At 61.1% G+C, this 25,233-nt stretch carries 24 protein-coding genes; 19 read left to right on the top strand and 5 right to left on the bottom strand.

Translation table 11 applies throughout. The features are described 5' to 3' along the window. Positions 1-17: 17 nt before the first annotated feature. The 6 genes from DBP26_RS12240 (at position 18) to DBP26_RS12215 (ending at position 8,060) form a co-directional block, all read left to right on the top strand. Positions 18-947 (top strand): sugar ABC transporter substrate-binding protein, encoded by a 930-nt coding sequence (locus tag DBP26_RS12240; RefSeq protein ID WP_108238252.1) that lies wholly within the window; start codon positions 18-20, stop codon positions 945-947. Positions 948-1,024: 77 nt separating this feature from the next. Beyond that, a complete protein-coding gene (locus DBP26_RS12235; RefSeq protein WP_108238253.1) occupies positions 1,025-2,593 on the top strand; it encodes a sugar ABC transporter ATP-binding protein in 1,569 nt (522 codons plus the stop codon). Positions 2,594-2,640: 47 nt separating this feature from the next. Continuing rightward, positions 2,641-3,663 carry an ABC transporter permease gene (locus DBP26_RS12230; protein ID WP_108238308.1) on the top strand — a complete coding sequence of 341 codons (1,023 nt, stop codon included), beginning with the start codon at positions 2,641-2,643 and terminating at the stop codon, positions 3,661-3,663. Between the two features lie 378 nt (positions 3,664-4,041). Then, positions 4,042-4,446 carry a TraR/DksA C4-type zinc finger protein gene (locus DBP26_RS12225; protein WP_108238254.1) on the top strand — a complete coding sequence of 135 codons (405 nt, stop codon included), beginning with the start codon at positions 4,042-4,044 and terminating at the stop codon, positions 4,444-4,446. 216 nt (positions 4,447-4,662) lie between these two features. Next, complete coding sequence (locus tag DBP26_RS12220; protein ID WP_256600561.1) at positions 4,663-6,273, top strand: methyl-accepting chemotaxis protein; 1,611 nt, start codon at positions 4,663-4,665, stop codon at positions 6,271-6,273. Between the two features lie 320 nt (positions 6,274-6,593). After that, entirely contained in the window at positions 6,594-8,060 is a 1,467-nt protein-coding gene (locus DBP26_RS12215; RefSeq protein ID WP_108238256.1) for a DUF2235 domain-containing protein, read from the top strand. 39 nt (positions 8,061-8,099) lie between these two features. Here DBP26_RS12215 and DBP26_RS12210 read toward each other — a convergent pair whose 3' ends face one another. Beyond that, positions 8,100-8,339, bottom strand: a complete 240-nt coding sequence (locus DBP26_RS12210; protein WP_108238257.1) for a DUF2789 domain-containing protein — start codon at positions 8,337-8,339, stop codon at positions 8,100-8,102. Positions 8,340-8,663: 324 nt separating this feature from the next. Here DBP26_RS12210 and DBP26_RS12205 point away from each other — a divergent pair, with 324 nt between their 5' ends. The 3 genes from DBP26_RS12205 to DBP26_RS12195 all read left to right on the top strand — a co-directional run bounded on the left by DBP26_RS12205 (position 8,664) and on the right by DBP26_RS12195 (position 11,066). Then, positions 8,664-9,131 carry a hypothetical protein gene (locus DBP26_RS12205; RefSeq protein ID WP_108238258.1) on the top strand — a complete coding sequence of 156 codons (468 nt, stop codon included), beginning with the start codon at positions 8,664-8,666 and terminating at the stop codon, positions 9,129-9,131. 264 nt (positions 9,132-9,395) lie between these two features. Further along, positions 9,396-10,190 (top strand): transporter substrate-binding domain-containing protein, encoded by a 795-nt coding sequence (locus DBP26_RS12200; RefSeq protein ID WP_108238259.1) that lies wholly within the window; start codon positions 9,396-9,398, stop codon positions 10,188-10,190. Between the two features lie 60 nt (positions 10,191-10,250). After that, positions 10,251-11,066 carry a transporter substrate-binding domain-containing protein gene (locus tag DBP26_RS12195; protein ID WP_108238260.1) on the top strand — a complete coding sequence of 272 codons (816 nt, stop codon included), beginning with the start codon at positions 10,251-10,253 and terminating at the stop codon, positions 11,064-11,066. A gap of 76 nt (positions 11,067-11,142) precedes the next feature. Here the strand turns inward: DBP26_RS12195 and DBP26_RS12190 are convergent, their stop codons facing one another. Beyond that, on the bottom strand, positions 11,143-12,171 hold the full coding sequence (locus DBP26_RS12190) for an AraC family transcriptional regulator (RefSeq protein WP_108238261.1): 1,029 nt from the start codon (positions 12,169-12,171) through the stop codon (positions 11,143-11,145). 145 nt (positions 12,172-12,316) lie between these two features. Between DBP26_RS12190 and DBP26_RS12185 the strand changes: the two genes are divergently transcribed. The 4 genes from DBP26_RS12185 to DBP26_RS27280 all read left to right on the top strand — a co-directional run bounded on the left by DBP26_RS12185 (position 12,317) and on the right by DBP26_RS27280 (position 15,765). After that, entirely contained in the window at positions 12,317-13,255 is a 939-nt protein-coding gene (locus tag DBP26_RS12185) for a 3-keto-5-aminohexanoate cleavage protein (RefSeq protein ID WP_108238262.1), read from the top strand. A 37-nt stretch (positions 13,256-13,292) separates the two neighbouring features. Continuing rightward, complete coding sequence (locus DBP26_RS12180; protein ID WP_108238263.1) at positions 13,293-14,633, top strand: MFS transporter; 1,341 nt, start codon at positions 13,293-13,295, stop codon at positions 14,631-14,633. Further along, positions 14,630-15,421 carry an SDR family oxidoreductase gene (locus DBP26_RS12175; protein ID WP_108238264.1) on the top strand — a complete coding sequence of 264 codons (792 nt, stop codon included), beginning with the start codon at positions 14,630-14,632 and terminating at the stop codon, positions 15,419-15,421. Before DBP26_RS12180 ends, DBP26_RS12175 begins: the two co-directional genes overlap by 4 nt. Before the next feature lie 221 nt (positions 15,422-15,642). After that, positions 15,643-15,765, top strand: a complete 123-nt coding sequence (locus DBP26_RS27280) for a hypothetical protein (protein ID WP_108238309.1) — start codon at positions 15,643-15,645, stop codon at positions 15,763-15,765. 56 nt (positions 15,766-15,821) lie between these two features. Here the strand turns inward: DBP26_RS27280 and DBP26_RS12165 are convergent, their stop codons facing one another. Then, entirely contained in the window at positions 15,822-16,532 is a 711-nt protein-coding gene (locus DBP26_RS12165) for an SDR family oxidoreductase (RefSeq protein ID WP_108238265.1), read from the bottom strand. A 79-nt stretch (positions 16,533-16,611) separates the two neighbouring features. Between DBP26_RS12165 and DBP26_RS12160 the strand changes: the two genes are divergently transcribed. Together DBP26_RS12160 and DBP26_RS12155 are read left to right on the top strand one after the other, a co-directional pair. After that, entirely contained in the window at positions 16,612-17,496 is an 885-nt protein-coding gene (locus DBP26_RS12160; protein ID WP_108238266.1) for a LysR family transcriptional regulator, read from the top strand. A gap of 151 nt (positions 17,497-17,647) precedes the next feature. Next, positions 17,648-18,994, top strand: a complete 1,347-nt coding sequence (locus DBP26_RS12155; RefSeq protein WP_108238267.1) for an MFS transporter — start codon at positions 17,648-17,650, stop codon at positions 18,992-18,994. Positions 18,995-19,075: 81 nt separating this feature from the next. Here DBP26_RS12155 and DBP26_RS12150 read toward each other — a convergent pair whose 3' ends face one another. Continuing rightward, a complete protein-coding gene (locus tag DBP26_RS12150; protein WP_256604723.1) occupies positions 19,076-19,981 on the bottom strand; it encodes a LysR family transcriptional regulator in 906 nt (301 codons plus the stop codon). Between the two features lie 92 nt (positions 19,982-20,073). Here DBP26_RS12150 and DBP26_RS12145 point away from each other — a divergent pair, with 92 nt between their 5' ends. Both DBP26_RS12145 and DBP26_RS12140 read left to right on the top strand, forming a co-directional pair. After that, positions 20,074-20,700, top strand: a complete 627-nt coding sequence (locus DBP26_RS12145) for an RraA family protein (RefSeq protein ID WP_108238269.1) — start codon at positions 20,074-20,076, stop codon at positions 20,698-20,700. Positions 20,701-20,716: 16 nt separating this feature from the next. Continuing rightward, the gene (locus DBP26_RS12140; protein ID WP_108238270.1) at positions 20,717-21,586 is read left to right on the top strand and encodes an NAD(P)-dependent oxidoreductase; all 870 of its coding nucleotides are present in this window, start codon (positions 20,717-20,719) and stop codon (positions 21,584-21,586) included. A 394-nt stretch (positions 21,587-21,980) separates the two neighbouring features. On the opposite strand, the gene DBP26_RS12135 is transcribed toward DBP26_RS12140, so the two are convergent. Next, entirely contained in the window at positions 21,981-23,252 is a 1,272-nt protein-coding gene (locus DBP26_RS12135; protein ID WP_108238271.1) for an alpha-hydroxy acid oxidase, read from the bottom strand. Positions 23,253-23,353: 101 nt separating this feature from the next. Here DBP26_RS12135 and DBP26_RS12130 point away from each other — a divergent pair, with 101 nt between their 5' ends. Together DBP26_RS12130 and DBP26_RS12125 are read left to right on the top strand one after the other, a co-directional pair. Then, positions 23,354-24,220: a LysR family transcriptional regulator gene (locus DBP26_RS12130; RefSeq protein ID WP_108238272.1), complete on the top strand. Its 867-nt coding sequence runs from the start codon at positions 23,354-23,356 to the stop codon at positions 24,218-24,220. Positions 24,221-24,321: 101 nt separating this feature from the next. Continuing rightward, positions 24,322-25,134: a DUF1206 domain-containing protein gene (locus DBP26_RS12125; protein ID WP_108238273.1), complete on the top strand. Its 813-nt coding sequence runs from the start codon at positions 24,322-24,324 to the stop codon at positions 25,132-25,134. The last annotated feature ends 99 nt before the right edge of the window (positions 25,135-25,233 follow it).

The following is a 25,233-nucleotide window of genomic DNA, read 5'->3' as shown; positions in this document are numbered from 1 at the left end:
CTGGAGAAAGACCGCTCATGAACACCAAAGCCCGTTTGACCGCTCTGGCCCTTGCGTTGATGCTCGGCAGCGGCGCCACCCTGGCCGCCGACGTGAAAATCGGTGTGTCCATGTCGCAGTTTGACGATACCTACCTGACCTATATGCGCGAAGACATGAGCAAGAAGGCCAAGGCCATGGGCGACGTCGACCTGCAATATGTGGATGCGCGCAACGATGTGAATAAACAGCTCGACCAGATTCAGGAATTGATCGGCAAGAAAGTCGATGCGCTGATCGTCAATCCCGTCGACACCGCGGCGACGGCCCGCATCACCAAGGCCGCGACGGCGGCGGGCATTCCGCTGGTCTATGTCAACCGTCGTCCGGACGATCCTCAACTGCCGCAAGGCGTGGCTTCGGTGACATCCGATGACAAGGAAGCCGGTCGGATGCAGATGCAATACATCGCCGACAAATTGGGCGGCAAAGGCACGGTGGTGATCCTGCTGGGCGAGTTGGCGAACAACTCGACCCGCGACCGCACCGAAGGCGTCAAGGAAGTCCTGAAAAAATACCCGGACATCAAAATCGCCGAAGAACAGGAGGGTGCCTGGGGACGGCAGAAGGGTATGGACATCACCAACAACTGGCTGACCCAGGGCCGTGACTTCAGTGCAGTCCTTTCCAACAATGACGAAATGGCCATCGGTGCGTCCATGGCGTTGAAGCAAGCGGGCAAAAAGCCGGGCGAGGTGCTGGTTGCGGGCGTCGACGGTACGCCGGATGGCTTGGCCGCCGTCAAGAAGGGCGACTTGACGGTGTCGGTGTTTCAGGACGCCAAGGGCCAGGGTGAAGGGTCCATCGATGCGGCGGTGAAAATGGTGAAAAAGGAAGCGCTGCCGCAGCAGGCCATCATCATTCCTTTCAGGCTGATCACCCCGGATAACGTCAGTACCTTCAAGTAAGCCCGACCTCTCGATCACTGACAGGGCGCAGGGCATGCAGCGCACGCTGCTGCCTGGTGCCCCAGGAGTCTGCGACCATGTTCGCTTCCGCTACTGCTGCGACTGCCACCGGCCCTGCTGCGAATTCCGAACACGCTGTGGGCAACGTCGAGTACCCCTATCTGCTGGAAATCACCCACATCAGCAAAGCCTTTCCCGGCGTGGTGGCGTTGGACGACGTGCAACTGCGCGTGCGGCCAGGCAGCGTGCTGGCCCTCATGGGTGAGAACGGTGCGGGCAAATCCACGCTGATGAAAATCATCGCCGGCATCTACGCGCCCGACGCGGGCGAGATTCGTCTGCGGGGCAAGCCGGTCGTCTTCGAAAGCCCGCTGTCGGCGCTGCAATCGGGCATTGCGATGATTCATCAAGAACTGAACCTGATGCCGCACATGACCATCGCTGAAAACATCTGGATCGGCCGGGAACAGCTTAACGGGCTGCACATGGTCGACCACCGTGCCATGCACCGGTGTACACAGTCGCTGCTGGATCGCCTGCGTATCGACCTCGATCCACAGGAACAGGTCGGCAACCTGAGCATTGCCGAACGGCAGATGGTCGAGATCGCCAAGGCGGTGTCTTACGATTCCGATGTGCTGATCATGGATGAGCCCACTTCGGCCATTACCGAAAAGGAAGTGGCCCACCTGTTTTCGATCATTGCCGACCTTCGCGCGCAGGGTAAGGGCATCATCTACATCACGCACAAGATGAACGAAGTGTTCGCCATCGCCGATGAAGTGGCGGTGTTTCGTGACGGCGCCTACATCGGCCTGCAGCGCGCTGACAGCATGGACGGCGACAGCCTGATTTCGATGATGGTCGGTCGCGAGTTGACGCAATTGTTTCCCGAAAGGACCTCGCCAGTGGGCGAACGCATGCTGTCGGTGCGCAACCTCGGGTTGGAGGGGGTGTTCGAAGGCGTTTCGTTCGACCTGCACGCTGGCGAAGTGCTGGGCATCGCCGGGTTGATGGGCGCAGGGCGGACCAACGTGGCGGAAACCCTGTTTGGCATCACCCCTTGCACCGAGGGCGACATTCTTCTCGATGGCGTGCCGATCAAGGTGGTCGATCCGCATTTTGCTATCGAAAAAGGCTTTGCGCTGCTGACCGAGGACCGCAAGCTCAGCGGGCTGTTTCCCTGCCTGTCCGTGCTGGAGAACATGGAGATGGCCGTGCTTCCCCATTACGCCGGCAATGGCTTCGTGCACCAGAAGGCGCTGCGAGCGTTGTGCGAAGACATGTGCAAGAAGCTGCGGGTCAAGACACCTTCACTGGAGCAATGTATCGACACCTTGTCCGGTGGTAACCAGCAAAAGGCCCTGCTTGCGCGCTGGCTGATGACCCACCCCCGGGTGTTGATCCTCGATGAGCCGACACGAGGCATCGACGTCGGCGCCAAGGCCGAGATTTACCGGTTGATTTCACTGCTCGCCAGCGAAGGCATGGCGGTGATCATGATTTCGTCTGAATTGCCCGAAGTGCTGGGCATGAGCGATCGGGTGATGGTCATGCATGAAGGTCAGATGATGGGCACCCTCGACCGTGCTGAGGCGACGCAGGAGCGTGTGATGCACCTGGCGTCGGGCAATTCGATTCATTAAAGGCCGATGGCCGGGCATTGGGCGAAGAACAAGAGGCACGTATGAAGATGAATGCGATTCTGGACAATAAGCCCGCAGTGGCCCCGAGCCGCCGCAAACGCCGCATGCCGACGGAATTGAGCATCTTCCTGGTGCTGATCGGCATTGGCCTGATCTTCGAAGTCTTCGGCTGGGCCGTGCGCGACCAGAGCTTTTTGCTCAACTCCCAACGGCTCGTCTTGATGATCCTGCAAGTCTCCATCATCGGGCTGATCGCCATTGGTGTGACTCAGGTGATCATCACCACGGGCATCGACTTGTCATCGGGCTCGGTACTGGCATTGACGGCCATGATCGCCGCCAGCCTGGCGCAGTCATCCGATTACACGCGCGCCGTTTTTCCCTCCTTGACCGACCTGCCGGTCTGGGTACCGGTCATCGCAGGGCTGGGCGTCGGCCTGCTGGCGGGGGCGATCAACGGCAGCATCATTGCCATCACGGGCATTCCGCCGTTCATTGCCACCCTGGGCATGATGGTTTCCGCTCGCGGGCTGGCGCGTTTTTACACCGGCGGTCAGCCGGTAAGCATGCTTAACGACGCCTACACTGCGATCGGTCAGGGGGCGATGCCGGTCATCATCTTTTTGGTGGTGGCGGTCATCTTCCATATCGCGCTGCGCTACACCAAGTACGGCAAATACACCTATGCCATCGGCGGCAACATGCAGGCCGCGCGTACCTCGGGCATCAACGTCAAGCGTCATCTGATCATCGTCTACAGCATCGCCGGGCTGCTGGCCGGCCTGGCGGGTGTGGTGGCCTCGGCGCGGGCCGCGACCGGTCAGGCCGGCATGGGCGTGTCCTACGAGCTGGACGCCATCGCGGCAGCCGTGATCGGTGGGACCAGCCTGGCCGGGGGTGTGGGCCGCATCACGGGTACGGTGATCGGCGCGCTCATCCTGGGTGTGATGGCCAGCGGCTTCACGTTCGTGGGCGTCGATGCCTACGTGCAGGACATCATCAAAGGCCTGATCATCGTCGTTGCGGTGGTGATCGACCAGTACCGCAACAAGCGCAAGCTCAAGCGCTGATCCGAATGTCGTGCGAAAAGGGCCTGCTATCAGGCCCTTTCGGTTTGTTGAAGGGTTGAACCGAACGCCGGGCCCTCGGTCTGAAAGCCTCCATGATTGCAGTCCGATGCCATGCTGCAGCTTCCGATCAGAACATCGGGCGCGTCGAGATGAGCCGAAACAGGGATTTGGCCCAATGCCACCGGGATTTGGGGGCTTGTTGAGCGAATCCTGTTCAATTATGTTGCCGAGTACGGCACCCGGCCTTAGACTGCCGCCCCTCGTAAATTGAGTGCCAGATGGCGCCTGGAGACGCCGGCGCTGGCGAGCTCGTATTTACAACCGGGCCAAGGCGCTCCCTTGATTCGCCTTAATGCACGTTTTTTTATAGAGAAATCAATGACCAAGGAAAAGTTGCTGGCGATGCCGGCCGATGACTACATGAACGCCGAGCAGCACGCCTTTTTCCGGGCCCTGCTGCAGTCCATGAAGGTGGAAACCCACGAGCGCATCGAGCAGAGCCGTATCGCAATCGAAAGCCTGGACACGCCGGCGGACCCGGCCGACGCTGCCTCTGTAGAAGAAGAGCGTCACTGGCTGGTGAATGCGATCGAGCGCGACCAGCGTCTGTTGCCGCAGTTGGAGATGGCGCTGGCCCGCATTGCAGACGACACATTCGGGTGGTGCGACGACAGCGGTGAGCCTATCGGCCTGATGCGTCTGCTGATCAGCCCGACCACCAAGTACTGCATTGAAGCCCAGGAACGTCACGAACAGATCGACCGCCACCAGCGTCAGGCCTGATTCGTCGAAAGGTTTCGAAAGCCCGGCTGCCGTGAATCGACAGTCGGGCTTTTTGTCGCCCGGGATTTGCCGGGGATTTCCTGTCCGCCATCCAAAATCCGACCGACTACCACCAACGGCTCATGGCGCATGGCCGCCATCTGACGTTTAATGCTTTCAAAATAATGATAAGCAGGGTGGGGCACGGATATGGCGATCAATGGCAGTCACACAGGGATGCTTTCTTCGCAGGCGCAACCGACACGCGCTCAATCCCCTAACGCTTCTCCTGGCTGGCAGGTGCCTGTCCTGCAAAGTCTCGCGCTGGCTGTGCTGTTCGCGGCGATGATCTGGGCCGCAGTTTCAGCCTATGTCGGGTTGCCGCTGGCACTGCTGATTCTCTGGCTGCCCCGCGTGCTCCTCCGCCCTGCCGCGTCATTGCCGGTGGTCACCTCGGACGATGCCCTCGGCCGGCTGACGCGCGATTTGTCCCGCAGCACCAGCCACAATGCGCTGTCAGCAGCAGCGGTGGCGTTTTCCGTGAAGCAGTTGGCGGCACGGCTGCAGTCTCAGGTCAGCGCCGCGGAGCAGATCGTCAGCAGCGCTGACGTCATGATCACCACCGAACGCGCGACCTCGTCGTTGAGTCAGCAAGCGCTCGGGGCGGCCAGCGAGGTCCGTCACAGCAGCGATTCGGGGCTGACGGTGCTCAACGAATCCATTGCCTTGATGCACCAGCTCAGCGAACGCGCGGACAACAGCCGTCAACTGATCGAAGCCCTCAGCCAGCGCAGCGAAGACATTCAGCGGGTGACGGCGGTCATTCAGTCCATTGCCAGCCAGACCAACCTGTTGGCGCTCAACGCCGCCATCGAAGCCGCCCGGGCTGGCGAACATGGGCGCGGTTTTGCCGTCGTGGCCGATGAGGTGCGCGGGCTGGCCGGGCGCACGGCAACGGCCACCGGCGAAGTCGGGGAAATGGTGGCCGACATTCAGCAACGCACCGCGCAAGTGGTCGAGCAGATTCGTCAGCTTTCCGCTGACCTTGGCAGCGGCGTCGAGCAGGTCGAGATGACCGGGCGGCAATTGGCAGGCATTGCGCAACTGGCAGCCGGGGTAGAGGGGCAAGTCAGCGAGATCGCGACCGGGGCCGAGAATAACCAGGCACAATTGAGCAGTCTGTTCGTCGCGGTCGAACAGATGCGCGGCGACTTGGCCATCAGCGATGACCAGACCCGCCACCTGGCGCAATCGGCGGTGCAGATGGAAGGGCAGGCGGAAACCATCAGCGAGCGCCTGGCGCAAGTGGGGCTGGACGATTATCACCAGCGGATATACGACTTGGCGCGAGAAGGGGCCGCCCAGATCGCCCGGCAGTTCGAGCAGGACATCGACCAGCGTCGTGTCAGCCTGGAGGATTTGTTCGACCGCAGTTATCAGCCGATCCCCAATACCTCGCCCACCCGGTATCAGACCCGCTTCGATCGATACACCGATCAGGTACTGCCCGCCCTTCAAGAACCGTTGCTCAAGCGTCATGAAGGCCTGGTGTTCGCCATCGCCTGCACACCTCAAGGTTACGTGCCAACCCACAATCAGGCCTTCAACCAGCCCCTGACCGGCGATGTCAGTGTCGATACGGTGCGCAACCGCAGCAAGCGCAAGTTCGACGACCGCACCGGCATTCGCTGTGGCAGCCATCAACAACCGGTGCTGTTGCAGACCTACACCCGCGACACCGGCGAGCTGATGCACGATCTGTCCGTGCCTATCATGGTCAAAGGCCGACACTGGGGCGGCTTGCGGCTGGGGTACAAACCGGAGAACAAGAACGAGCCGGCCGCCTGAACCGTTTGCCAAATGTGACGAAGAGCAGCGGAGGTCGCTGTTCTTTCGTTATTTCGAGTTACGAATAATGGAGCGAAACAATATTTAATTATTGTGGTTGTGCCTGTTTTTCGTTTAGTTGCGTGGGCCGTTTGGTGCTCTTTCAAGCGCACACTGTAGGATTTAGTTGTCGCGCTTGCTTAACGGTCTGATATTTAAGTAGGGCTTTTCTGAAAGCTTTCTTACTGTATTGACGGAGTCTCTAGGACTCGCATTCTGTGGGTTATATGACCAGATATTAACCATCTGGCTTTTAATCGTTACTCACAGGTGATTGAGTTATGACAGCTTTGCATTCAGGTACTGGGCCCAGCGGCTCCACCGGAGCCCTGGATGTCACTGTACGTATCGGCGTGTTCTTTGACGGCACGGGCAACAACCGCATCAACAGCCAGATTGGCGCCGACTGTCAGGCCATGGCTGAAATCTACAACGGTGCGCATATCAAAGAGTGCGGGGGACGGCATTCCGACCCCGGCAGCAGCTACAGCAACGACCTGACCAACATCGCCCGACTGGCTGATCTGTACCGCGACCAGCCCGTCGCGCGTAACGACGGAAAAGGGCTCAGAGCCTATCGATCGGTGTACGTCAGTGGCATTGGCACGTCTTCCGGCGGCCGCGACTCCCGGGTGTCGGGCTTGGGGTTCGGGCGCGGAAATACGGGGGTGCTCGCAAAAGTGTCCCGCAGCATCAAAAAGATCGACGAGGCGCTGCAGGCTTTTTCCGCCAGCAATCCGCATTGCGTGATTGCCGCACTCGAGCTGGATCTGTTCGGCTTTAGTCGTGGCGCCGCAGCGGCGCGCCATCTGGCCAATGAAGTGCTCAAACAATCGCGTGGGGAAGTGGACCTGCTGCTGCGGTCCGGGAGGCTGGCATTGGCGCCAGGCTTTTCCTGGGGAGCCAATTGCATCCAACTGAAGGTGATCGGCTTGTTCGACACCGTGGCGGCCGTGGGCGGGCTGTCGGATCTGGGGAACGTAAGGGACGGGGTGAATGCCCGCGTCAACCTGTTTCTGCCTCCAGGGTGCGCGCAGCAGGTGATTCATCTGGTGGCGGGGGATGAGCATCGTCGCAACTTCGCCTTGAACCACATCACGCCCGGTTGGTCGCGTGAAATCGTGCTCCCGGGCAGCCATTCCGATATTGGCGGTGGGTATCAGCCGCAAAGTGTGGAGAGGGTGTCCTTGACGCGCCCTCGGCGCAGCCTGGTCAGTGCCAGTACGCCCTACGATGCCACTGACGCCTGGCTACAGACTCACGACGAGTTAGGCAGGCTCGACGCGCACCGATGGATCGACCCGCTGGACAGTACAGCTTCCGTGGGCATCGAATGTTTCGAGCGCATGGTTCACCGCGGTCATGGCATGAAGACTGTGGTGGCGAGTGTCAAGCTCGAGCGTCGCGTGTTCGGGCATTTGTCTCGGGTGTATCTGCGCGTGATGCACGCATTGGCCTGTGATGAAGGCGTTCCCTTCCTGCCCGTTCCCGACACCGCCGACTTGAGTCTGCCGCCAGAGTTGAAGGGCATCGCCGAAAAGTTAATGGCGTATGCGCGCGGAGAGGGCGATCCGCTCAGCCCGAAGGACACGCAAATGTTGTATTGGCGTTATATTCACTGCTCCGCTCATTGGAATGCGTCCATTGGACGACGTGGTGCGTTGGTGGACAGCCTGTTCGTTCATGCGCCGGCGCTGAATGGCCGTCAAGGCTTCCTGAACCTGAGCCAGCCAGGCTACCCACGATAAAGGCGAGGCGACATGTTCATGTCGCCCCGCGCTGTGGTATCACCTGTTTTCGTTGCTATGCAAACGGACATTGAGTTCATCCACTGCCAAAGCCCAGTCGGCGTCTTCAATCAGTTCCTCTTTCAAGAAACGCGCTTGCTGTGGCGTCCAGAAGTCGGCATCCACCAGCTTGACGTTCTCGGGCAGTGGGTGTGCGCCGATGAATGCATCGATACTGGCTTCATCCGACGCCAGTCCCAGTTGGTCGAAGAGGTTTTCGAGAGTAAGGGTGGTTTCCATGGCAGCTCCGGTTGATGGGGTCGTTGGTCAGCATTACGTTGCATGTGAGTGCATTCACCGAACGAGAGTTCGAGGTAATTGCGTGAACGTTTCAGCCGTTGCACAAACGGGCGATGCCCGATTGCACACAGCTTCGGACCGGCGTTCGTGTACAGAAAATGCGACATTACGGACGAAAGGCCTGTATCCCGTATAGACTCTCAGCCGGTAGAATCCCGGGTCACGCCAGCGCCCGTCCGCAGGGGGCGCACCGTTTTCGTTCTTGTCTACATCCTTGCCTGGCCAGTTGCCGGGCGAGTTCATATCTGGTTGGGAGTTGGTACATTGGCCGTCAGTAATCTGGAAACCCATGCGTTATTCGTGCTTGGAGATTTGCGCGCGCAGTTGGTGAAGCAGTTCCAGGCACGTTTCGTTTATGTCATTGAGCAGTCTCCCGAAGGGATCTACATGTCGGAAATCGACACCGAAACCGCCATGGTGGTCGATGACAAGCCCCGTCTGGAACTCAAGGTCGGCGACCATTTTCGCGCAGCCGTGCTGCCGAGCCGTGAAGGCGGCAAGTTCGAAATCCGCTTTCGTGAAATCAAGATGACCATCTATGGCTTGGGCGAATACGCGTTCGTCGATGTGCCGGAAGGTCATGGCATCGTCTTCAAGGAATCCAATACGGTGTTCATGGTGTTCGCGGCCCATGAGCAGATTCAGTTGGGCTTGAGCAAGGTACTCAAGGCTGCCACCGCCAAGGCGGCGAAATGGCGCAAGGGCGAACTGGTTTTCAAGGCCAGCGAGTGATCCCCCTTGGCACGCGGAGTGGGCAGTAGCAGTGCTTTCGTCTGGTTCTGCTTCGCCTGAGGGCGTTCGACCGGGGCCGAGCCAAGGCGATGATCAACGTGCACGCCGCTGTGCCTTCCGGTGCATTCGATGGAACCTGGGCGTTTCCGGATTTCTAACCTGTGATGAAGCGCAACTTGGCCTCTTCGGCGCTGGACAGGCTGAGCAAGGTACTTGCGCTGTGAGCACCCAATGACCTCTCGACGTCGTGATGAGACCTGGTCCATGCCCCGGCTGAAGTGCGTAAAAGGTTTGTTTTTCCTGTTGGGACTGAGCGTCCTGGGAGCCACGCTCGCCGCGGATTCATCGACGGCACCCCTTCGGGTCGTCACCGAAAACCTTGCGCCGTACAACATGCTGGAGCATGGCAAGGTCACCGGGTTGAGCACCGAGATCGTGCAAGCGGTCATGGACACCGTGGGGACTTCCCCTCGCATCGAAGTCCTGCCTTGGGCTCGCGCTTACGACCTCGCTCTGCATGCCGATAACGTGCTGATCTACTCCATCGCCCGAACCCCGCAGCGCGAGCATTTGTTCAAGTGGGTCGGTGCGATAGCCCCCACTTCATGGTTCCTGTTCAGCCTGGCCGAACGACCGATCGTGCTCGGCTCGCTGGAGGAGGCCAAGCGTTATCAGATTGCGACCGTCAACCAGGATGTTGGCGAGCAGTATCTGCTGGCCCATGGCTTTGAACTGGGCAAGCAGTTGCAGTCGAGCAGCATGTACGAGCACAACTACCACAAGCTCAAAGTGGACCATGTCGAATTGTGGATTTCCAATGAGCTGAATGCCATCAGCTTGATGCGCAAGAATGGCGACGATCCCCGCACCATGGTGCGCTCGCTCGCGTTACCGGATCTGTCCAATCCCGAAGGGCTCTACATGGCGTTCAGTCTCGGCACGCCTGATGCAGTGGTTGAGCGCTACAGGCGGGCGTTGGAGCAGGTTCGGGCCAACGGCACGTATGACGCGGTGGTGAAGAAGTGGCTCGATGGCGGAGCGGGATCGATCACCGATTGAGCCACCGCGCAACAGGTACGGGCGGAGCGCCCGGATACGAGTTTTCCTCGGAGGTTCGCTATGGTCAGGCGTGGTCTGTGCAGCGTGGGTTCCCTGGCGATCCTGTTACTGTTCCCCGGCGTCGCGTCCAGTCAATCGGGGTGCGATCACCTGACGGCCACCGGCAATGCCGAGTACCCTCCCTACTTGTGGCGCGACCCTGATCGCCCCGAGCGACTCATCGGTGCCAATGCCGACCTGATCCAGCAACTGGGCACCCGGCTCGGCCTGCAGATCGACGTGGTTTACGTTGGGCCTTGGTCGCGGGCGCAGGAGGAGGTCAAGGCAGGGCGGGTTGACATGCTTGCCGGCTACTTCCTGACAAAGGAGCGCGAACGGACGCTCGACTTCATCGATCCTCCCTTTCTCTTCACCCCGAGCATGGTTTGGGTGAGGAAGGACGGTGCGTTCGCCTACCATCAATGGGCCGATCTGATCGGCCACAGCGGCGGCACGTTGGTGAACAATAGCTACGGTCAGGCCTTCGACGACTACGCCAGCGAACATCTGTCGCTCGAGGCTGTGCCTACCGCCAGTCAGGCTTTCCAGAAACTCATGCTCAAGCGCAATGACTTCGTGATCTTCGAACAGTACCCCGGTATCGCGTTGGCGAAGACGCTCGGAATCGACAGCCTGGTCAAGGCGTTGGAACCACCGGTCAGCAGCGAGGGGCTTTACTTGGCGCTTTCACCCGCTTCGCGCTGCCTGCCCCGCAGCCTGCGCGACCGCATCAGCGATGAGATGAGCAAGATCGTCGCCAGCCCCTTGCCGCAGGCCCTCGTGGATTCGAATCTCGCGCGATGGAGTGCGCAACAACAGGCCGGGCTGAACCCCTGAGCAGCGGCGGTGAGGTTGGTTTCCAGACAGACTTCCATGCGGGACAGCCTCTGCGGCCGTGACCGCCGCGGGCGGGTCAGGTCTGCCGATAGGCTTTGGTCGTCTGTCCCGTCCATCGCTTGAAGGCTCTTCGGAAGTTGGTCGGTTCGGTAAAGCCGAGCAGCAACGCGATGTCATCGGTGCTCATCATGGTGGTCTTCAAGTACTCGGTCGCCAGCGAGCAGCGCACGTCGTCGACGATCGCCGCGAAGGACGTCTGCTCATCGAGCAGCTTTCGGCGCAGGCTGCGGGTGGTCATGTGCAGTGCTTCGGCCACGTCCTCCATGCTGGGGAAAGACCCCGGTGTCTGCATCATCATCTGATACACCTCACCCGAAATGCCGGTGGACACCTTGGCTTGGCCAATCAGGCGTTCACAAGTCTCCTGCAGCACGGCGGCGGTGAGGGGATGCGCGAGATGGGGCTTCTGATCGAGGATGGAGCTGTCGTAACGCAACTCGCAGCGATCATGATCGAAAACGCATGGGCAACCGAGGTATTCCGAGTACAGGTGGGAATGAGCCGGAGCAGGGTAGGCAAAGCAGGCTTGGGTCGGGGGGCAACTCTGGCCGAACACATCCTGCAGGTGGGTGACGTGCTGGGTGAATTGCTGTTCGATCCAAAACTGTTTGATGGCTTTCGAAGGGCTGGGCGTGGACGCGTCGGGAAACGTCCACACCGCCTCGTGTTCGTACTCCTGCCATTCGATGGTCAGGGTGGGGGTGGCCAGTGCGTGATACTTGACGCCTAACCGGAAATAATCCCGCAGTGACAGGCATGACATCAGCGCATAGCCGTACATGCCATAGGCCGACAGGTGAAGACGCGCGCCGGTCTTGAAGGGGGTGGCCGGGTCCCGCGAGAGCGACACGGCATTGCCGCACACGACGGCGTACTGGCGTACCGAAGTGAGCACCGAGGCATCGGCGATCTGATGTTCTTCCAGCCCGCTACCTTGCAGGCTGGCGCTGGGGGCAATGCCCTGTTCGCTCAAGACCTCCACCAACGCCGCAATCTTGTAGGGCGCGTAAATGCGCTCATTGAACAGCGGCAGTTTTCGCGTCATCGACCGGACTCCTTCGAATGTCCCTTCGGGATTCATTGCTGTCCGGTAATGATCTTACTGTGATCCCGAAAACTCAATAAGCTGGGCTCATCGCCCGCCGGCGCCAAGCCGGTTGGGCCTCTACCATAAGAACAAGGTCGTCCCCATGAGCCAGCCCAGCCGCAAGGTCATCATTTCCTGTGCCGTCACCGGTGCGACGCACACGCCGTCCATGTCCGAGTACCTTCCGCTCACCCCCGCACAAATCGAAGAACAATCCATCGAAGCGGCCCAGGCCGGTGCCGCGATCTTGCACCTGCATGCGCGCGATCCCGTTGACGGCCGACCGACGCCGGATCCGGAAGTGTTCGGCCAGTTTGTCCCAGGCATCGCCCGTGCGACGGATGCGATCATCAACATCACCACCGGCGGCAGCACCCGAATGACGCTGGCCGAGCGGCTGGCGTTTCCGCGCGTTGCCAGGCCCGAACTCTGTTCGCTGAACATGGGCTCCATGAACTTCTCGATCCATCCGATGGCCGGAAAGATCACGTCCTGGACCCATGCGTGGGAACGGGAACACGTCGAAGGGATGGAGGATGTGGTGTTCAAGAACACCTTCAAGGACATCAAGCAGATCATGCAAGGACTGGGTGAACACGGCACCCGATTCGAGTTCGAGTGCTATGACGTGGGGCACCTCTACAACCTGGCGCACTTCGTGGCCCAAGGCCTGATGAAGCCGCCGCTGTTCATCCAGTGCTGCTTTGGCATTCTCGGCGGCTTGGGGGCAGATCCGGAGAACCTGTTGCTCATGCGAACGACCGCCGATCGGTTGTTCGGCCGGGAGAATTACGTCTTTTCCGTCCTGGGCGCCGGGCGGCATCAGCTCCCCTTTGTCACGATGAGCGCCATCATGGGCGGTAATGTACGGGTCGGCCTGGAAGACAGCATTTATCTGGCCAAGGGCGTCAAGGCAAAAACCAATGCGGAGCAAGTCCGTAAGGTGCGCCACATTCTGGAAGCACTGTCCTTCGAGATCGCAACTCCGGACGAGGCCCGGCAAATGCTCGGCCTCAAGGGCGGCCACGCCACCCATCGGTAAGCTCAGCTCCATCACGCCAACAACAAGAGGTTTGACCATGACGGCTTCTCTGCCTGCCGCACAGACCCATGCCCTCGCGACCCGTCGGGCGATGGTCCGGCTGATCCCCCTGATGTGTGCGATTTATTTCATGTCCTACCTGGACAGAACCAACGTCGCGCTGGCCAAAGCCGCGCTGGATGCCGATCTGGGGATCAGTGCCGCGGCCTTCGGGCTGGGGGCGGGGATCTTCTTCATCGGTTACGCCTTGCTTGAAGTGCCAAGCAATCTGCTAGCCCACCGAATCGGGCCGCGGCGCTGGATCGCCCGAATCGCGGTGACGTGGGGGGCGTTGTCATCGGCGATGATGTGGGTTCAGGGTGAGGCGTCGTTTTACGTGCTGCGTGTGCTTCTGGGTATCGCCGAAGCGGGCCTGTTTCCGGCATTGATGTACATGGTGACGCTGTGGTTCGCACCCAAGGACCGGGGCATCGTCATCGGCTGGATCTACCTTGCGCCCGCCCTGGCGCTGGTCATCGGCAATCCCATCGGCGGTGCGTTGATGCGCATGGATGGTATCGGCGGCCTGCATGGCTGGCAGTGGATGTTCCTGCTGGAAGGGCTGCCGAGTATCGCGGTCGGTGTGCTGCTCTGGTTCAAATTGCCCGAACGGCCAAGCGATGCGCGCTGGCTGACGGCAGCACAGGCCGAGTCGTTGCAGGCGCATGCCTTGCTCCCTGGGCACGCCGCGCCCCATCAATATGCCGGGCATTGGGTCAGTGCGCTGACCCGGCCCACCACGGTGCTGATCGGTCTGATTTACTTTTTGAACCAGGTGGCATTCGTCGGGCTTGTGTTCTTCACCCCCTCCATCATTCAACAGATGCACATCACCTCGCCGCTGACGGTCGGCTTGCTGTCCAGCAGTGTCGGCTTCGGTTTTCTGGCCGGGGTGTTGAGCCTGCCCAGAATCCACCGCAAGCTTGACCGGGACGCTGACTGCCTGGCGCTGTTCACGCTCGGCCTGATCGCAAGTGCGGTGGCCTTTACGCTGATCGGCGATGCGGCCTTGCGCATCGCACTCTTCACTGCGACGTCGTTTTTCGCGGGGGGCGTGCTGCCCATCTACTGGGCCATTGCGATGAAGCGGCTCCAGGGTATCGAAGCGGCAGCGGGGCTGGCCTTCATCAACACGCTCGGGCTGCTCGGCGGCTTTGTGGGGCCTTTTCTGTTCGGCCTTGCGGAAAAAGCATCGGGGCTCAGTTCTTCCGGTTTCATGGTCATCGTCGCCGCTGCCGTGCTCGGGCTGGGGCTGGTGCCGCTGTTGAACAGGGCGATGACTGCAGAAGGGCGCCGGTCGCCGACCGACGCGGTCATTGAAGGAGGGGAAGCATCGTGAAGATTATCGATTTACTCAAGCCCGTTGCACAGTTGAAGGTCGTGATCACCGGCGGCGCAGCCGGGATCGGTGCGGTGATTGCCCAGGCGTTTCATGAGGTCCAGGCGCGGGTCTACATCTGCGACATCGATGCCCAGGCCGTCGAGCGCATGAAGCTCGAATTTCCGGGTATGCAGGGGGGTGTGGCGGACGTTGCCAGCACCGTGCAAGTGGACCGGATGATGGAGGAGGCCACTGCGCTGCTGGGGGGGCTGGACGTCTTGGTGAATAACGCAGGGATCGCCGGTCCCACGGGCAACATCGAAACGCTCGCACCGCACGAGTGGGAGGCCACGATCGCCACCAACCTCAACAGCCAGTATTACGTCCTGCGTAAGGCAATTCCCTTTCTCAGGCAGTCCACGCTCGACCCGCATATCATCGCGATGTCCCCCGTGGCGGGGCGTTTAGGGTATCCGTTCAGGACGCCGTACGCCTCGACCAAATGGGCGATCATCGGGTTGATGAAATCCCTTGCCAGCGAACTGGGCCCAGACAATATCCGCGTCAATGCCATCCTGCCCGGTGTGGTGGCCGGCGAGCGGATGAACCGGGTCATCGATGCCCGAGCGCAAACGCTGGGCATCGCCTTCGACGCCATGCGTGATCGGTACCTCGAGAAAATCTCACTGCGCCGGATGGTGACCATGGAAGAGGTGGCGGCCATGGCGCTGTTCCTGTCGTCCAGGGCAGCGGCGAACATCAGCGGCCAAGCCATCAGCGTCGACGGCAATGTCGAATACCTCTGAACCCGAGGGCCTGGCGTGAGCACAGGTCCTCGCGCCGTTGGGGCTTGGGACGTCAGATGAAGGTCGCCGATACCGAGAAAGATCACCGCTTTCATGAGAGCGTCCAGAATCGAACGTGCATGTCCTGAGCAATCTCCGGATAGGACGGACGGTGACGCGGATCTTTTCTGAACCGCCGGATGCCGAAGCTGCCCAACAGGTATCCAGAGGAGGGCCCGCAGATGGCTGAAGAAAAGAAAGAGACACCGAAACCCAACGAGGACGTTCCCGCCCATTCCACGGAAAAGGAAAAGGAACGCCTCAAGGACTTCAACAAAGACGGAATCCCACCGGGATCGAGCTGACGCGGGGTGGGTCACCTCGCCCGATTCCTGTTTCTGCGTGGTAAGACGCGCTGTTCCTAACGGCCGGCAATCAGACCGCCATCGACGTGCAGGATCTCGCCGGTCGAGAACGCAGCGTCTTCCAGGTACAGGACAGCCCGCACGATGTCTTCTACCTCTCCCAATGTCTTCATCGGGTGGAAGCCGGCCAGTTGCTCGATGACGGCCGGGTCATGCATCGGGGTGCGGATGATGCCCGGTGCCACAGCATTCACGCGGATACCGCGCGTGGCATATTCCATCGCCAGGCTCTTGGTGGCGGCGTTCATCCCTCCTTTCGTCAACATGGCGATGAAGGCGGGGGAGAGCGAACTGGCGAACTCCGCCGTCGAAGCGGTGATTTGCACCACATGGCCGCTGCCTTGAGCCAGCATCACCGGTATCACCGCCTGTGTGGCAAAGAAGAAGCCGTCGAGGTTGGTGTGCAACTTCAAGCGATAATCGGCTTCCGTGTAGTCGGTGAAGGCCTTCCCGATAAAGATGCCCGCGTTGTTCACCAGCGTATCGATCCGGCCGAACCGTTCGAGCGCTGCGGCGACCAGACGCTTGCCGGTGTCGGGATCTCCGATATCACCCGCCACGGTAATGAGGTGCGGATCTTCGGACGGCTGTATGGATCGGGACGTGGCGATCACGCCATAGCCTCTGGCGCGAAAGGCCTGGACGATGGCCTCGCCCATGCCTTGGGAGGCGCCGGTGACGATTGCGACTTTCTGAATCTCTGACATGGCTGCATTCCTTCATGCTCGGGGGATGAGCGGAAGATAAGGCGTTGTCGGTTGATCGAATATTCTCTATCTTCGCCCAATGACTGATCAAAAACGCACAGCCCTCGATTGGCAGGACGTCAGGGTGTTCCTGGCCTTGGCTCGCCAAGGCAGTCTGTCCGCTGCAGCCCGCATGTTGTCGGTCAACCACGCCACCGTGGCGCGTCGGTTGCGCGCGCTGGAAGACAGCCTTGGCGAGACACTCGTCGAGCGACGACCGGACGGCTACATTCTGACGGCAGCGGGCATGCAGGCGCTGGAAGCCGCCAGTGAAATGGAGCAGGCGGCTCAAGTGCTCAGTCGCGGCCTGCAGGCGGGGGCGCCGTCGGGCCTGGTCAGGATCAGCTCGTCGCCGGGTCTGTGCGGCGGTTTCCTCATTTCGCGACTTCCCGCGCTGGCAGCGCGTTATCCGCGCCTGGATATTGACCTTGCCCCGACGCTGAGATCCGTCAGTCTTGAACGGCATGAGGCCGACATCGCTCTCCGTTTTGACGTGCCTCAGGATGGCGATATCGTCGCGCGTCGCCTGGCAACGGTGGGCTACGGCTTCTACGGGACTCAAGCCGTGTGCGATGCGGTCGAGGCCGGGCGCGAGGTGGCGTTCATCGGCTTCAACGAGGCCGATGCTCATCTGTCTCAGGAAATCTGGATGACGCGCCATCACCCTCGCGCCCGCGTCGCCTTTCGCGCCAATGACCAGTACCTCCAATCCATTGCCGCGCGCTCGGGCATCGGGCTTGCGCTACTTCCTCACTACATCGGGCGAGTCGATCCGGCGCTGCAACCCTGCGATCTGGGCGCCGTCCCGCCGAGCAGGGAGGTCTTTCTTCTGACCCGAGGACGGGATCGAAAGCATGCCTCGATCCGGGCGGTTGCCGAGGAGGTGGCGCACATGTTCGATCAGGAGCGGGATGTGTTCCGCTGAAGCGCGTGCTGCACCTGGTGCACATCGCGCCCGACGCGATCTTTCCTCGTATTCCGTTAGGGAATCGTTGAGGTTTCTTATTTATCGCTTTTTCTCTTCCTGCGGAATGCCGACGATGGCGACTCCAATAAGCATAAAAAAAGGAGGGGCCATGACTGCAATCGCCACCACTGACACCGCTGTCCAGGCGGCACGGTCAAGGTATCGCTGGGTCGTTCTGTCGGTCATCGTCGTGGTCTACATGCTGGCTGCAGCGGACCGCGCCAACATCGGCATCGCACTGCCGTACGTCCAAAAAGAGTTCGGTGCCACCAACGCACAGGCCGGGCTGCTGGTCAGCGCCTTCTTCCTGTTCTATTCCTTGGGGCAGATTCCGGCGGGCTTTCTGCTCAGCCGTGTCGGCGTGCGCGTGGTCGCACCGGTGTCGATTGCGATGACTTCCGTTGTCACGCTGCTGATCGGCACGGCGCACAATTTCGGCCTGATGAAAATCTACCGGTCAGCCTTGGGGGTGGCCGAAGCCGCGCTGCCCCTGTCGATGCTCAGCACGATCAACCGCTGGTTCCCGGCGCGCGAGAAAGGGCTGGCCACGGGGGCTTTTCTGTCGGCCGCCAAGATGGGCGCGGTGATCGCGCCGCCCATCGGGGCTGCGCTGATCCTGCTCGATGGCTGGCGCACGATGTTTTTTGCGTTCGCCATTCCGGGGCTGCTGATGGCGGTGATCTGGTGGTGGCTGGTGCCTAACGATCCACGCTCGGGCCGCCGGGTCAATGACGCCGAGGCCACTTACACCGAGGACACGGCCAAGGCTGGCGATGTCGCCGTACGAGCCCATAAAAGCTTCGGTGTGCTGGACACGCTGCTGCGCTACAAGCATACCCCGCCCTTGGCGACGTCGCGGTCGGTGTTCGCGTCGTGGAATGTCTGGGGCTGTGGCCTGGGCTATTTGCTGATGACCGGCGTGGTCAACGTGCTGCTCGCCTGGCTGCCGAAGTATTTGGGAGAGGTGAAGCATTTCGAGCTAATGCAGGTCGGTTTCATTGCCTCGCTGCCGTTCGCGGGGGGTGTGCTGGGCAATATCGTGGGCGGCTGGTTGTCCGACACGGTGCTGGACCGTCGTAGAAAGCCCACCATGATGATCAGCGCCGTGGCGACCTGTGTGATGATGATCGCGCTGGTGTACGCGCCGAACGACCTGCTTTCGGTGGGTGCGCTGCTGTTCGGTACCGGCTTTCTGCTGAACATCGGCTACTCCTCGTTCTCGGTGTATTCGATGGGATTGACTACGCGGACCACCTATCCGGTAGCCGCCTCGCTGGTCAACAGCGCAGGTCAGGCGGGTGGGGCCATGGCGCCGCTGATCACTGGCATGCTGCTGGACAGCTACAGCTGGACGGCCGTCTTTGTCTTCCTGGGCGTCTGCTCATTGGCGGCACTGATTTTCGTGCTGTCCATTCAAGAACCTGCCGACCCTCTCGAACAACAGGCTGGCGGGTAAACGCTCGCCTGGAGCCCGTCGGGCGGCGGCTTGACGGGCCAGACCGAAAGCGGCGCGCCCAGGGCGTTGCATCCGGTCAGCTCAGCTCTGCAATTGCCGAGTGAAGTCGCACAGCTCGACCGCACGGGAGGCGACTTCGGTGACGAAGGCCGAGGGCCGGTCGTTTCGATACATGGCCATGTACGGCACCGGCGGCAATTCAGGGTCGGTCTTGATGATGGTCAGCTTCCCTTCGTCGATCAACGGACGAAAGCATTCCAGCGGCAGGTAGGTCACGCCCAGCCCGGCGGCCGTGAGGCCGAGCATGGCGGTGAGGCTGTCGGAGGACAGGGTCTTGGGCAGTTCGATGCCCAGCGCCCCCAGCCATTTGTTCACGAACAGGCCCGATCCGGAACGCTTGCCCTGCACCAGCATCGGGTACTTGGCGAGTTCGGCCAGGCCCACCACGCCTGACTGGGCAATCAGCCCGGGAGCGGCCATCCAGGCGTTTTCCACGATCGCCAGCGGCACTGAGGTCACCTCCGGCGCGGTGAACGTGTCGGGAATGATGATCAGGTCGACCAAATCATCCATGAGTTTTTCATGCAGGTTGCGGCTCATGTCGACTTCAGGCTCGACCGTCAGCCCTGGAAAGTCTTCCACCAGCCGCGCGATCAGACGCGGCAGCCAGGTCAAGGCCGTCAGCTCCGTGACCCCAAGCCTGAGGCGTCGCGTCACCACGTGATTGCCATCTTTCAACGCCGCGATGCGGTCCGCCAGGGCGAGCATTTCCCGTGCGATGACCAGCACCTCTTCGCCCGTCGCAGTCAGCCGTGCCCCGCGTTGCGAACGATCGAACAGTTGCAGGCCGGTGATCGATTCCAATTCCTGGACACGCTTGGAGATCGCCGATTGCGTGGTATGCAAATGCTCGGCAGCGCGCTCGAACGTGCCGAGGCGTTCGATCCAATGCAAGGCGGTGAGTTGCCTCAACGTAATCACACTCATTCCTTATTTGCATGTAAGTTCATAGAATAATATCGCTTTTTCTATTTAACACGCTCTTTATGCTCTGGGTATCTGCCATCTGAGGATTCCCCATGAACGCTATCGCCATTCCACCGGACGTCCACGCGCTGCTGGCGGCCTATACCCGCACGTCGACCTCCATCATCAGCGATTGCCTGGACCGCCTGCCCGGGGCGCGCCTCATGCCGTTTCATCGCATCGAAGGCACCATGGCGGGCATCGCGCTGACCGTGAAAGTCCCCTGTGGGGACAACCGGGCCATTCATCAGGCCCTGGACATCCTGGGGCCCGGCCAAGTCCTGGTGGTGGATGGCGGGGGCGACCTCAGCCGTGCGTTGATGGGCGACATCATGGCGGCGATTGCCGAGAAGCGCGGCGCTGCCGGTGTGGTAGTAGACGGTGCCATTCGTGACCTGGCAACCATCGGCCAGGGGGCATTTCCGATGTTCGCCCGTGCGGGCTTTCATCGCGGGCCGTACAAGAACGGCCCAGGCGAAATCAACGTGCCGGTGAGCATTGACGGCATGGTCGTGTCGCCAGGCGATATCGTCGTCGGCGATCATGATGGTGTCGTGGCCTTCCCGATGTCGCAGGCCGAAAGCCTGTTGCAGCGGTGCCATGCCACCGAACTGAAAGAGGCAGAGATGCTGGCGCAAATTGCGGCCGGGACTTACAAAGGCGCCTACGCGGCCCACTGAAGCGGATATCAGAACAATGAAAATAGGCATTATCGGAGCCGGTGAAGTCGGCCTGACTTACGCACGGCCATGGTCGGCCGCAGGGCACGACATTCTTCTGTGCGACCTGAAACCTTCACCCAACGCCCAGGCGTTCGCGGCCGATCTCGGCACGCAGGTAATGACGTCCGTTGCCGAGCTCGCCCCTCAGTGCGACGTGGTGGTGTCCTGCGTGTTTGGCACCGTTTCTCTTTCGGTTGCCCAGCAGGCGCTTGGCGGGATGGGCGAGGGTGCGTTGTTCGTTGACATGACCACGGCCGACCCCGCTCAGATCAGAACCGCCGCTGCGCATGCGGCGCAGCTCGGTGTCGCTTACGTCGACGTGGCGATCCTGGGCGCGATTGCCCTGACCCATGAGAAAACCAACCTGCTGGGGGCCGGCGAGGGGCTTGAACGCGCCATTGCCCTGTTCGCTTCGGCGGGTGCGCCGCTCAAGCCGGTAGAAGGCGGCGCGGCAGGCGATGCGGCCGCGCTGAAAATCCTGCGAAGCGTGTTCACCAAGGGCCTCGAAGCGCTGACGATCGAGTGCTTCATGGCGGCCGAAAAGCAGGGCGTCACTCATCAGTTGCACGAGGCGTTGAGCGACATCGACCAGGCCAGCCTGCGCGATTTTCTCGGCGCACTCATCCGCACCCATGTCGTCCATGCGCCACGGCGCCTCAAAGAGGTCGAGGAAGCCGAGCGCCAACTGCGCGCCGCTGACCTGCCGGTGTCAGTGCTGCCGGGTGTGAAAGACCTGTTCGAGCGCACCACGCGACAGATCGGCTCAAGCCCGGTGCCGACGGCGTCGCCCACCGTCCGGGAAGCGTTCGATTGGCTGTTCGAAGCGAACGGGCTCTCCCGCTGATCCATTGGCCCGGCGTTCACGCTTGTCACGGGGCGGGCCCGTTTCCAGAAGAACTGGCCCGAAGCGCCTATGCCGGGCAAACGCGAATACTCGGTCGCCCGATCGCTCGACGTCATCGGTGATCGCTGGTCATCGCTGAGGCGCCATGATTGCGATGGAGGGTGACAGGCGATCGCGGGAGCGGGGCGGGTCCCAGCGCTTTCGCCGCCGCGTGCCCGATCGTGGCGCCTGGCTGGTTTTACCCGGCCATCGTCGGGACCATCGGCTCGCTGTCCCTGGTTTAACACATCGGCATTACGCTGATCTTTGGCTCCGATGCCTGGCGCAGGCGCTATTTGCGCATCGAGCGGTGAACCAACGGGGTTGCCGGTCTGGCGTTGATTGGCTTGAGGCTTCAGCGGTTGCTTGCCAGCTGAATGCCCGGGACGCATTCAGGTAGCGCAGCCCGACGAATCCGCAGCCGGTCACGGTCGACTTCAGTTGGCCGCGAAATGCCGAGCAGGGCCATGTTCCTCGACAGCTCGGTAGCCAGAATGCCTATCGCATGTTTGATTCCAGGTTGCCCCGCCACCGCGCCGGCGTAATTCATGGGCCGCCCCACGAACACGAATTTGGCGCCAAGGGCAAGGGCGGCCAGCATGTCGGTGCCTCGGCGAAAGCCGCTGTCGATCATGACGGGGTAGTGATCGCCGCAGGCCGCGACGATCTCAGGCAACACGGTCATAGGGGAGACGCTGCCATCCAGTTGGCGACCGCCATGATTGGACACGATGATGCCGTCGGCACCCGCTTCCCGGGCCTTGAGCGCATCGAGCGGGTCAAGAATGCCTTTAACCACCAAGGTGCCTTTCCACTGTTCTCGCATCAGGTTCAAATGTTTCCAGCTCAAGTGATCACGGGCGCCGAAATCGCGCATCACGTTGGCTGACAGGATCGGTGCGCCACGCTTGACCCCGGAGTTTTCGAAATGTGGCATTCCATGCTGCAGGAGGGTCCGCAGTGCGGTGCCTATCAGCCATCGGGGATGCGTGAGGCCTTGCCAGGCCAAATGCAGATCGGGTTTCAACGGAGTGGAAAATCGGGCTCGAATGAGGTTTTCCCGGTTGGCGGACACCGGCACATCCGCAGTGACCACCAGTGTCTTGAAGCCTGCCCGGCGCACGCGATCCAGAAGCGCCACGATCTTCTCTTCCTCGCCGGGAACGTAGGCCTGGAACCAGGCGTTCGGGTTGGCTTGAACGATCTTTTCCATGGGCATCAGCGAGGAGCCACTCATGATGGCGGGGAGGTTGGCTTCGGCAGCCGCACGTGTCTGAATCAAGTCCCCTTCGAAAGCGGTGAGCCCGCTGATGCCCATCGGGGCAATGCCGAAGGGCGCGCTGTAGCGGTGCCCGAACAACGACGTTTCCAGGCTCCGCGCTGAGGTGTCGGTAAACGCGCGCCCCACCCATTGGTAAGCGTCGAAGTCGGAACTGTTGGCGCGAAGGGAGCGTTCGTTCTCCGCGCCACCGCTGACGTAGGCGAAGATGGGTTTGGGGAGATGTCGGCGCGCCGCGACCTCGAAGTCATCCAGGGAGAGGATGGGTTTGAGGCGTTTGGGTATCCGATAGGTCGCACTGCCATGCGGCACGGTATGGGATGCCAGCGGGTAATCTTGAAGTCGCATCGGAGTGGTCCCCCCTTCATTGCTTTCTTGTCGCCGCCATCATAGGGGACTGATCCACCCAGAAAAGTTATTCTTTGTCGATCCAAAGACGAGGATTTCTCATGAAAATCGAGGCCCTGGTAACGCTGCAGGCGACGCTTGAACGAGGGTCCTTCGCGGCCGCCGCAGAGGCGGTGAACCTCTCACCCAGCGCCGTCAGCCTGCAGATCAAGCAGCTAGAGGCGTATTTCGGCCAGTCGCTGTTTGACCGGTCCGGCCGCAGCGTGCGTCCGACGCGATTCGCCTCACTGCTGGTCAACACCGTGGCGCGCACGCTCGCCGATCTCGACAACCTGCGTGCCCAGCGCTACCCCTCGATGTCGGGCAGAGTGAGGCTGGGCGTCACGGGTTCGGTCCAGACCACCCTGTTGCCCAGAGCCGTCGCGGAACTGCAAAAACGGGCACCCGGCCTGACCCTGCAATTGGAGCGTGCCAATACCCCGGAAATGCTTTCATCGTTGAAGGCGGATCGCTTGGACGCCGCCATTCTCGTCCGACCGCCGGGGGGCGGATCTGCACGCCTGCATTGGAAGGATCTACTGTGTGAGCCCATGGTGCTGGTGGTGCCCGCGCAACTGGAAAGTCACGCGCCTGCGGAGTACCTGAAGCGGTATCCGTGGATTCGTCTGGATCGCAAGCTGGTGGTCGGCAGAATGGCCGCCCGGTTCGTTGACCACCTCATCCCCCACTGCGAGGCCCTGCTCGATGTGCCCAGTGCGGACGCCATCATCGCGATGGTGGGTATGGGGCTGGGCGTTTCGGTGCTGCCGCGTCTGCGCAAGGAGCATCTGGTTGCTCATGCCGTGCGGGAGGTCTCGTTCGGCCCTTCGGCGCCGACGCGTCAGTTGTCGATGGTGCGCCGCAAACAGGATTCAGAGAATGCATTGCTCAACACCATCGAACAGGCGTTCGAGCTCGCTTGTCACTAGCGCCCCGCGCGTTGCAACGCGCATGCTGGGCGCGGCCTCACGGATAGAACCCCTGCATCCCAGACGAGTCTGTTCCTCTATCACTTACGGGAAAGCAGCCAATGTCACCGCACCAAAGCCTGATTGTTCTAGCACGGGGAGGGTACGCCGCTCGGGGCGTGCTGTACCTGATCATCGGCATCTTCGCGCTGTTGGCGGCACAGGATTCGACGAAGCCCAAAGACAGTCACAAAAGCCTGGAAGCCCTGCTAGGTCAGCCGTTTGGCTACTTTCTGGTCGGGCTCGTGGTCGCAGGCTTGCTCGCGTTTGCCGGGTGGCGTGTCTTGCAGGCAACGCGTGATGTCGACCATCACGGCAAGGACTTCAAAGGGTTGATCATCCGCGCCGGTTTACTGGCCGGTGGCCTGGTCAACGGGGCACTGGCCTTTTTTGCGCTAGGCCTGCTCTTGAGCGGCATTGGAAGCTCGGACGATTCCGGCGGGCAAACCAAAGACTGGCTGGCACATCTGCTGTCCTGGAAACATTCGAATCTGCTGGTCTACCTGATCGCGCTCGTCCCGTTCGGTGTCGGCGTCGCGCACATCATCAAGGGCTGGAAGGCGTCATTCGAGAAGTATTTCGAGGCCGACGAAGACGTGATGCGGTACGTGCGTCCGGTTTCCAGGGTCGGGCTGATCGCCCGTGGCGCGGTTTTCATCGAAATCGCCGTGCTCTTGGCCGTCAGCGGCTCCGCTTACCAAGCCGTGGACCCGCCTGGGATGAAGGAAGCCCTCGACGCCTTGCAGAACCTCCCCGCCGGCTGGCTGATTCTGATCGTGATGGCGCTGGGGCTCATCGCCTTTTCGGTCTACAGCTTCGCTGAGGCGTTCTGGCGCAAGATCAATATGGAAGTGCCAGGGATGAAAAGGGCGTAGCGCTGCCAGAGAATCCCGGAGGATGACCCGCCCGGCGGCGCGCTTGAATCGCCGCCTTGCGCTCGTGATGTCTGGATGAGCGAGGTCCGCTGTGCGTGC

The organism is Pseudomonas sp. RIT409 (genome assembly GCF_003052515.2).
Taxonomy (GTDB): Bacteria; Pseudomonadota; Gammaproteobacteria; order Pseudomonadales; family Pseudomonadaceae; genus Aquipseudomonas.
This window is presented reverse-complemented; position numbering and strand designations above follow the sequence as displayed.

Excerpts from the sequence above, each read along its gene's own strand:
- DBP26_RS12230 (WP_108238308.1), top strand. The coding sequence starts at position 2,641 with ATGAATGCGATTCTGGACAATAAGCCCGCAGTGGCCCCGAGCCGCCGC.
- DBP26_RS12140 (WP_108238270.1), top strand. The coding sequence starts at position 20,717 with ATGAAAATAGGCATTATCGGAGCCGGTGAAGTCGGCCTGACTTACGCA.
- DBP26_RS12215 (WP_108238256.1), top strand. The coding sequence starts at position 6,594 with ATGACAGCTTTGCATTCAGGTACTGGGCCCAGCGGCTCCACCGGAGCC.
- DBP26_RS27280 (WP_108238309.1), top strand. The coding sequence starts at position 15,643 with ATGGCTGAAGAAAAGAAAGAGACACCGAAACCCAACGAGGACGTTCCC.
- DBP26_RS12240 (WP_108238252.1), top strand. The coding sequence starts at position 18 with ATGAACACCAAAGCCCGTTTGACCGCTCTGGCCCTTGCGTTGATGCTC.
- DBP26_RS12190 (WP_108238261.1), bottom strand. The coding sequence starts at position 12,171 with ATGACGCGAAAACTGCCGCTGTTCAATGAGCGCATTTACGCGCCCTAC.
- DBP26_RS12125 (WP_108238273.1), top strand. The coding sequence starts at position 24,322 with ATGTCACCGCACCAAAGCCTGATTGTTCTAGCACGGGGAGGGTACGCC.
- DBP26_RS12200 (WP_108238259.1), top strand. The coding sequence starts at position 9,396 with ATGCCCCGGCTGAAGTGCGTAAAAGGTTTGTTTTTCCTGTTGGGACTG.
- DBP26_RS12155 (WP_108238267.1), top strand. The coding sequence starts at position 17,648 with ATGACTGCAATCGCCACCACTGACACCGCTGTCCAGGCGGCACGGTCA.
- DBP26_RS12165 (WP_108238265.1), bottom strand. The coding sequence starts at position 16,532 with ATGTCAGAGATTCAGAAAGTCGCAATCGTCACCGGCGCCTCCCAAGGC.
- DBP26_RS12225 (WP_108238254.1), top strand. The coding sequence starts at position 4,042 with ATGACCAAGGAAAAGTTGCTGGCGATGCCGGCCGATGACTACATGAAC.
- DBP26_RS12195 (WP_108238260.1), top strand. The coding sequence starts at position 10,251 with ATGGTCAGGCGTGGTCTGTGCAGCGTGGGTTCCCTGGCGATCCTGTTA.
- DBP26_RS12160 (WP_108238266.1), top strand. The coding sequence starts at position 16,612 with ATGACTGATCAAAAACGCACAGCCCTCGATTGGCAGGACGTCAGGGTG.
- DBP26_RS12185 (WP_108238262.1), top strand. The coding sequence starts at position 12,317 with ATGAGCCAGCCCAGCCGCAAGGTCATCATTTCCTGTGCCGTCACCGGT.
- DBP26_RS12135 (WP_108238271.1), bottom strand. The coding sequence starts at position 23,252 with ATGCGACTTCAAGATTACCCGCTGGCATCCCATACCGTGCCGCATGGC.
- DBP26_RS12180 (WP_108238263.1), top strand. The coding sequence starts at position 13,293 with ATGACGGCTTCTCTGCCTGCCGCACAGACCCATGCCCTCGCGACCCGT.
- DBP26_RS12210 (WP_108238257.1), bottom strand. The coding sequence starts at position 8,339 with ATGGAAACCACCCTTACTCTCGAAAACCTCTTCGACCAACTGGGACTG.
- DBP26_RS12130 (WP_108238272.1), top strand. The coding sequence starts at position 23,354 with ATGAAAATCGAGGCCCTGGTAACGCTGCAGGCGACGCTTGAACGAGGG.
- DBP26_RS12235 (WP_108238253.1), top strand. The coding sequence starts at position 1,025 with ATGTTCGCTTCCGCTACTGCTGCGACTGCCACCGGCCCTGCTGCGAAT.
- DBP26_RS12150 (WP_256604723.1), bottom strand. The coding sequence starts at position 19,981 with ATGAGTGTGATTACGTTGAGGCAACTCACCGCCTTGCATTGGATCGAA.
- DBP26_RS12145 (WP_108238269.1), top strand. The coding sequence starts at position 20,074 with ATGAACGCTATCGCCATTCCACCGGACGTCCACGCGCTGCTGGCGGCC.
- DBP26_RS12220 (WP_256600561.1), top strand. The coding sequence starts at position 4,663 with ATGCTTTCTTCGCAGGCGCAACCGACACGCGCTCAATCCCCTAACGCT.